The following is a 1,906-nucleotide window of genomic DNA, read 5'->3' on the forward strand; positions in this document are numbered from 1 at the left end:
GCCGGCGCGCCCTGCCCGGTCTGCGAGCAGCCGGTCTCGACGGTGCCGGCGGTGCCGGCGACCTCCGCGGTCCCGGCGGCCGAGAAGGCCGGCCACGCGGCCAAGGCCGCCGACGACAAGGCGCAGGCGCGGGTGGCCGAGCGCGAACAGTCGGCCCGTGCGCTGGAGCGCACGCTGGACCGGGCCCGCGCCCAGCACGAGCAGCTCGCGACCCGACTGGCGGCGCTCGACGAACAGCTCGCCAGGTCGCCGGGCGTCGCGGCGCTGCGCCGCGAGCTGGCGACGCTGGCCAAGCTGCAGAAGTCGCTCGACGGCGCGGTCGCGGCGCTGAAGTCGGCCCGCGAGCAGGCCCGCACGGCCAATTCGGGCCGGGCCGCGGCGGAGCAGCGACTGACCGCGGCCTGGCACGAGTTCGACGCGGCCCGCGACGCGGTCGCCCGGTTCGCGCCACCGCCCACGGCCCGCGACGACCTCGCCGGCTCCTGGTCGGCGCTGGCCGACTGGTCGGCGGCCGAGGTCGAGACCCGGCGATCGGCCCGCGCGGCACTCGCCGCGGGCGCCGCGGACGCGGACGCCGCGGTCGCCACCGCGCGCGAACGGCTCGACACCGCGTTCGTCGACGCCGGGCTGCCGGCCCCGGACGACCACGTGCGGGCGGCGACCGTGGCGGTCGAGCGGGCGACGGCGGCGCACGAGCGGGTGGAGGAGCGGCGGGCACAGGCCCAGGGTCTGCTCGACAAGCGCACCGCCCACGAGCACGACGGCCAGGTGGCCAAGTCGCTCGCCGGCCACCTGCGGGCCAACAACTTCGAGCGCTGGCTCCTGGAGGAAGCCCTCGACCTGCTGGTCGAGGGCGCGTCGCGGATCCTGCGCGAGCTGTCGGCCGGGCAGTACGACCTCGTGCACGAGAAGGGCGAGTTCTCGGTCGTCGACCACCACGACGCGGGCCTGCGCCGCGGCGTGCGGACGCTGTCGGGCGGGGAGACCTTCCAGGCGTCGCTGGCGCTCGCGCTGGCGCTGGCCGAGCAGCTCGCCGGGATGTCGGCGTGCAGGTGGGACAGCAGCACCGCGTCCAGCGCGGCCGGGTCCACCACGTCGAGGGCCGGGTCCAGCAGGCGCCGCGTGAACGCGCCGTAGCCCAGGTGCAGGCGGGTGCCGGCGCGCACGAAGTTGGGGTCGGTGAGCAACGTGAAGTCGCCGAGCCGCAGCACGGTCGTGGCGTTGCCGACGAAGCTCATCTGGGCGGGGATCACGGGGTTCATCGAAAGCGCATACCCGGTCGATCCGCCGACATGCGACGACCTCAGCAGCGGGGCACGCCCGGGATGAAGCCGTTGTGGCCCGTCAGGACGTAGGTGTCCGAGACCCAGCGGTTGAGGCCGATCCGGTTCCAGACGTTGCTCGTGCCGAAGGTGCCCGTGACCGTCGTGCCGGTGGCCTGGCACCAGACCGTCACCGCGGCGCCGTCCGCGACCGAGCCGACCACCGCGTAGCCCGTCCCCGGTCCACTCCGGACGTTGAGGTTCGTCGAGGCCGTGTCGACCGTGCCGCTGCCGGTCCCGGTGACGCCGTTGACCAGCTGCAGGTAGTAGGTCCAGTTCCAGTTGGGTCCCGGGTCCGTGTGCGTCGCGCCCGGCACCTCCCGGTGGCCGATGATGTGCGCCCGGTCGCGCGGGATGCCGTACTTCGTGGTGAGCGACCGCGTCAGCGCGGCCGACGCGCGGTACATCGCGTCGGTGAACCAGGCCGGGTTGTCGACGAAGCCCTCGTGCTCGATGCCGATCGAGCGCGTGTTGTAGTCCCAGTTGCCGGCGTGCTGTACGCCCTGCGTCAGGTCAGGCACGGTCTCGCGCTCGGGCCACCGGGTGTTGTCGATCCGGTCGCGCAGGTCCTCGAGGTCGCGCCC

1 protein-coding gene and 1 pseudogene are annotated in these 1,906 nt (G+C 74.7%); one reads left to right on the top strand and one right to left on the bottom strand.

Going from position 1 to position 1,906, the window contains the following annotated elements; translation table 11 throughout:
* Positions 1-1,137 (top strand): annotated as a pseudogene (locus AB0H87_RS41415) (SMC family ATPase); the annotation flags it as partial.
* A gap of 166 nt (positions 1,138-1,303) precedes the next feature.
* Here the strand turns inward: AB0H87_RS41415 and AB0H87_RS41420 are convergent.
* A partial coding sequence (locus AB0H87_RS41420) for an N-acetylmuramoyl-L-alanine amidase (protein ID WP_360159233.1) occupies positions 1,304-1,906 on the bottom strand: 603 nt, incomplete at its 5' end.

The sequence above is a fragment of the Asanoa sp. NPDC050611 genome (assembly GCF_040654855.1).
GTDB lineage: Bacteria > Actinomycetota > Actinomycetes > Mycobacteriales > Micromonosporaceae > Asanoa.